Genomic DNA, 5,393 nt, shown 5'->3' on the forward strand with positions numbered 1-5,393 from the left:
CCCCGAGACGGCGGCGGAACCGGCCGCAGCACAACCGGGCGCCGCGCAACCGGGCGCCGCGCAACCGGGCGCCGCGCAACCGGGCGCCGCGCAACCGGGCGCCGCGCAACCGGGCGCCGCGCAACCGGACAATGCGGCATCGGAGACGGTGCGGGTCGCCGCCTTCGAGTCCGCCCCGCCGACGCGGCCGCTGGCCGCGCCCCCGGGACCCTCGAAGCCGCCGCGCTCGTGGCACCGGTCCGGCCTGGCCATCGGCGTCGCGGCGTTCGTCGGCGTGGCCGCCGTGTTCGGCGTGCTCCGCCTGACGTCCGACGACGGGGAACCGGCGAGCAACCCCCCGTCCGCCCCGGTCGCGGCCGACCTCGGGAAGAAGCCCCCGGAGGTCGACGACACGGTCATCGACGACAACTTCAGCGACGAGGCGTCGGGCTGGAAGACGGCCGCCTCGCCCATCTGGGACGCGTCCTACCGCGACCGCAAGTACGAGCTGCACGTCCTGCCCACGACGAACCGGACCGTCGTGGGCGCGCCCGTCGACGACGTCCCCGAATCACAGCTCATCGAGGTGAAGGTCGAGCACACGGCCGGCGAGGGCGGCGAGGCGGGCGTCTACTGCCATGGGGAGGCCGACGGGTTCGCGTTCCTCCTCCGCGAGGACGGCCGTGTCCGCATCGCGAAGCTGGGTTCGACGCCGGAGAACCTGGCGGCCGGCACCGCCACCGACCTCCGCGGCAGCGACGACCGGATCCAGGCCGCGTGCCTGGACGACGGGTCCGGCACGACCCTCGACATGTGGGTCAACGGCGAACACGTCGCGAGCACCTCCGCCGAGGCCCCGGAGGACGAGCCCGGGGCGAGCGGGGTGATCCTGTACCGTCCCGACGACGCCGAAGGCCACCCCGAGGCGACCTTCGACAACTTCGCCCTCTGCTCGGTCTAGCCCCGCGCTCCACTCCTCGCGACCGGTCGTGGCGACGGTCCCCGCCGGGCTCCGGGAGGGCGGTGGCCAGGAGCGGCCGGGCGGGGGCGGCGCCCGCGGCTTAAGATCCGATCATGACCGCCCCGGCCTCCGCGGCATCCGGTTCCGCCGAGACCAGCGTCCCCTCCGACTCCTCCGCGATCGCCTGGAAGCCGGTGCTGCTGATCGCCGGTGCGCTCGGCGTGGTGCTGCTCGCGTTCAGCGCCCGCTACGGCTACCACCGCGACGAGCTGTACTTCCGGGTCGCCGGACGGCATCCGATGTGGGGATATCCGGACCAGCCGCCGCTGATGCCGCTGATCGGCCGGGCCGTCACGGCGGTGCTCGGCGACTCGCTCGTCGCACTGCGGATTCCCGCCGCGCTCTTCTCCGCCGCCGGCGTGGTGGTCGCGGCGCTGACGGCTCGCGAGATGGGCGGCCGGCGGCGGGCGCAGCTCCTCACCGCGGGGGCGTACGCGGTCTGCCCGTTCGTCGTCGCGACCGGCCACAGCTTCTCCACCGCGACGCTCGACCTGCTGCTCTCGACGACGATCGTCTGGCTGGTCGTCCGGTGGTCGCGGATCCGTGATCAGCGGATCCTGCTCGCCGTCGGCGTCGTGGCGGCGCTGGCGCTGAATGTCAAGTACCTGGCCGCGTTCCTGATCGCCGCGCTCGTCGCGGGGCTGCTGATCTCGGGGCCGCGCGAGTTCCTGCGGCGGCCCATGACGGCGGTGGCCGCGCTCGTCGTGCTCGCGGCGGCCGCGCCGGCCCTGCTGTGGCAGGCCGGCCATGGCTGGCCCCAGCTGGACATGGCGAACGCGATCGCCGACAAGGCGGATTTCGCCGGACGGCCCGGACTCATCCCGTTCCAAATACTCCTGACCGGCGTCGTCCTGGCGTGGCTGTGGATCTACGGGCTGTGGCGGACGTACCGGTCGGACGACCTGCGGCCGTTCCGGTTCCTCGGCCACGCGTACGTGCTGCTGACCGTCCTGTTCCTCATCACGGCCGGAAAGCCGTACTACCTCAGCGGGCTCTGGGCGGCGCTGTTCGCGGCGGGAGCCGTGGAGATCGAGCGGAACGGCGCGCCGCGCGGCTGGGGCTGGGTGCCGACCGTGCCGACGTACGTGATCACCGCTGTCACGACGGCCCTGCTCACCCTGCCCGTCTACCCGGTGACGTGGCTGGCGGACACCCCGCAGCCGGTCGTCAACGCCGACTCCGCCGAGACGGTCGGCTGGCCCCGGTTCGCCGAGCAGGTCGCGGACGTCTACAACTCGCTGCCGCCCGGCGAGCGGTCCAGAGCGACGATCATCGTGAGCAACTACGGCGAGGCCGGGGCGCTCGACAAGTACGGGCCCGATCTCGGGCTGCCCCGCGCGTACAGCGGGCACAACGGTTACTGGTACTTCGGGCGTCCCCGGGACACCGGCGGGCCCGCGGTCGTCGTCGGGCCGGAGACCGAAGCGGGCGCGCCCTCCCTGCGGCGGTTCTGGACGGACGTGCGCCCGGTCGACCGCATCGACAACGGCGTCGGCCTCGACAACCAGGAACAGGGCAAGCCGGTGTGGATCTGCCGCGGGCAGCGCGCCCCGTGGATCGAGCTGTGGCCGCGGCTGAAGACGCTCTCGTAGCCGCCGGATCGTCCAGGGATCAGGATGTCAGGACGTCCCAGGCGCCGGCGCGCCGCACCATCAGGTTGTGGGTGAGCAGGCTCCCGGGGGGCACGTCCCACACCGGGTCGTCGCCGCCCTCCCCGCGGTCCTCGGCCCATACCTGGGCGACGGCCCAGCGGAGCTTGTCGACGCCGTCCGGATGGCCGGTGCCGGACGCGACGAACACGTCCCGCGCCGGGGCCGCCACGACGAGGTCGCCCTCGACGTCCTGGGCGAGCTTCTCCAGGAACCCCTCGTCCAGCAGCAGGCCCGACTCCAGGCTCCCCCGCCTCGCCGCCGCGCCCGCCCCGGACAGCGACACGGTCACGGCGCGCACGTCCGGATACCAGCTGAGGCTCAGCTCGGGGCGCAGGTCCCGCAGGTTGATCACCGCTCGGCGGCGCAGCTCGCCGGCCGGCACCCCCAGCTCGGCGCAGTGCCGGCGGGCCACGTGCTCGTACCGGCGGCCGGACGGGACGCCCTCGTCGGCGATCTCCAGCGCGTAGCTCACGTACAGGTCACCGGCGAACGGGTCACGGATCGGCTCCTCCTCCGGCGGCAGCGGGAACTCGAGCTGGACCTCGGCCGGCACCCGCGCCTTCATCAGCGGGACGATCAGACTGGACCGCGGCTCGGTCACGGGGCGTTCCTCCTGATGCCTGTTGCGGCCGGTGCCATCGAAGGGATCACCCTACCGCCGCACCGGTGCCCGGCTCGCCGCCAGGCACGTCCGGCGGCCCGCCGGGCACGGCCGGGGCCCCTCCGGGCGGGACGACGGGGAGGTTCCGGGGCGCGCCGTCCTCGATGATCCGCCGGATGGCGCCGGTGTCAAGATGCTGCTCGACGAGGTCGGCGAGTGTGTCCAGGGCCGCCTCTCTCAGGGCGTTGAACGACACGTCGGGGGCGGGCGTGAAATCGCGGCCGCCCTGCCGCGCCACATCCCGCAGGAAGGCGCGCCTGAACGCGTCGTTCTCCATGACGCCGTGCCAGGTCGTCCCCCAGACGGCTCCTTGCCGGCATCCGTCGAGAAAGGCTTCTCCTCTCGCCGTCACGACGCCGTGATGGATTTCGTAGGCGTGGACCTCTTCGCCGTAGGCGCTGCCTTGTGGGCGGCCGAGGATCTTCTCCTCCCCGAATTCGACGCGCGCGGGGAGCAGGCCGAGACCTTCGACGCGTCCCGTTCCCGACTCGACGCGGTCCACGATCTCTTCGGCGAGCATCTGGTAGCCGCCGCATATGCCGAGCACGGGCAGCCCCGCGCCGGCCCGCCTTCTGATCTCGCCGGCCATTCCCCGCTCGCGCAGCCATTCCAGGTCGTCGACCGTCGCCCGCGTCCCCGGCAGGACGACCAGGTCGGCATCGGCCAGGTCCCCGGCACCGGACGCGTAGCGGACGACGACACCCGGTTCTCCGGCCAGCGCGTCCAGATCGGTGAAGTTGGATATCCGGGGAAAGCGCACCACGGCGACCCTCAGGGTCTCCTTCCCGGCCGGGCCCTTCGCCTCCGGGCGGGGCGCGTCCAGCGCGAGAGTGTCCTCGGAATCCAGATGCAACCCTGATCTCCAGGGCAGCACTCCCAGCGTGGGGCGTCCGGTGAGCATCTTGAGCTGCTCAAGTCCCGGCTCCAGAAGTTCGGTGGCGCCCCGGAACTTGTTGATGACGAATCCCGCGATCAGCGCCTGGTCCTCGGGCTCCAGCAGTGCGACGGTCCCGTAAAGGGACGCGAAGACGCCGCCCCTGTCGATGTCGCCCACCACCACGACCGGCAATTCGGCGGCCCTGGCGAGCCCCATGTTCACGATGTCGCCGGCCCTCAGATTGATCTCGGCGGGGCTGCCGGCCCCCTCGCAGACCACCACGTCGTACTCGTCCCGGAGCTCCGCGAGGCTCTCCTGCACGACGCCCTTGAGCCACTCCTTATGATCCCCGTATTGCAGCGCGTCGACCTCCGCCACGGGCCGGCCGAGGACCACGACCTGACTGCGCCGGTCGCTCCCCGGCTTGAGCAGGACCGGGTTCATCACGGCCCTCGCCTCGATCCCCGCGGCCTGCGCCTGCATGTACTGCGCGCGGCCGATCTCGGCCCCGTCCGCCGTCACCATGGAGTTGAGCGACATGTTCTGCGCCTTGAACGGCGCGACCTTGACCCCTTTCCTCGCGAGCCACCGGCACAGTCCCGCCGTGACGACGCTCTTGCCCGCGTCCGAGGTCGTCCCGGCGACCAGGAGCCCGCTCACCGGAGTGCCCAGATCACGGCCGCCGCCGCGAAGGTCACCGCCGCCGAGAGCCGCACGGCCCTCCGGACGTCCCCGGCCTCCGGGGCCCGGCCGTCCCCCATCTCGGGACGCCGCTCGACACGTCCGCCATAGTCGTTGACGCCCCCCAGCCGCACTCCGAGCGCACCGGCGAACGCGGCCTCACACCGTCCCGCGTTGGGGCTCGGGTGCTTTCCACCGTCCCTGACCAGCACCCGCCAAGCCCGGCCCCCGGAGCAGACCGCGACCAGTCCGCCCGTCACCCGGGCCGGAATCCAGTTCGCGACGTCGTCCAGCCGCGCCGCCGCCCATCCGAACCGCTCGTACGTCGGATTCCGGTATCCGACCATCGCGTCCAGCGTATTGACGGCCCGGTAGACCAACAATCCCGGAACACCCGCCACGGCCCCCCACACCAGCGGAGCGATCGAGGCGTCCGAGGTGTTCTCCGCCACCGATTCGACAACGGCCCGAGCCAGCCCCCCGGGGTCAAGCCCCCGCGGATCCCGCGCGCACAAATGGGAA

At 72.7% G+C, this 5,393-nt stretch carries 5 protein-coding genes; 2 read left to right on the forward strand and 3 right to left on the reverse strand.

Annotated elements, in window-relative coordinates:
- A partial coding sequence (locus tag E1281_RS37045; protein ID WP_243717768.1) for a hypothetical protein occupies positions 1–940 on the forward strand: 940 nt, incomplete at its 5' end.
- 113 nt (positions 941–1,053) lie between these two features.
- Positions 1,054–2,592, forward strand: a complete 1,539-nt coding sequence (locus E1281_RS37050) for a glycosyltransferase family 39 protein (protein ID WP_131884368.1) — start codon at positions 1,054–1,056, stop codon at positions 2,590–2,592.
- A gap of 19 nt (positions 2,593–2,611) precedes the next feature.
- Here the strand turns inward: E1281_RS37050 and E1281_RS37055 are convergent, their stop codons facing one another.
- From E1281_RS37055 to E1281_RS37065, 3 genes are all read right to left on the reverse strand, one after another.
- A complete protein-coding gene (locus E1281_RS37055; protein WP_131884369.1) occupies positions 2,612–3,253 on the reverse strand; it encodes a DUF1444 domain-containing protein in 642 nt (213 codons plus the stop codon).
- A gap of 46 nt (positions 3,254–3,299) precedes the next feature.
- Positions 3,300–4,850, reverse strand: coding sequence for a cobyric acid synthase (locus E1281_RS37060; protein WP_131884370.1), 1,551 nt, complete (start codon positions 4,848–4,850; stop codon positions 3,300–3,302).
- Positions 4,847–5,393: CobD/CbiB family cobalamin biosynthesis protein (locus tag E1281_RS37065; protein ID WP_131884371.1), on the reverse strand; the 547-nt coding region annotated here is incomplete at its 5' end. The genes E1281_RS37060 and E1281_RS37065, both read right to left, overlap by 4 nt.

Origin of the sequence: Actinomadura sp. KC345 (genome assembly GCF_004348515.1) — a bacterium.
Taxonomy (GTDB): Bacteria; Actinomycetota; Actinomycetes; order Streptosporangiales; family Streptosporangiaceae; genus Spirillospora.

Bases quoted from the DNA above. Each gene is read 5' to 3' on its own strand.
- E1281_RS37050 (WP_131884368.1), top strand. From the start codon at position 1,054: ATGACCGCCCCGGCCTCCGCGGCATCCGGTTCCGCCGAGACCAGCGTC.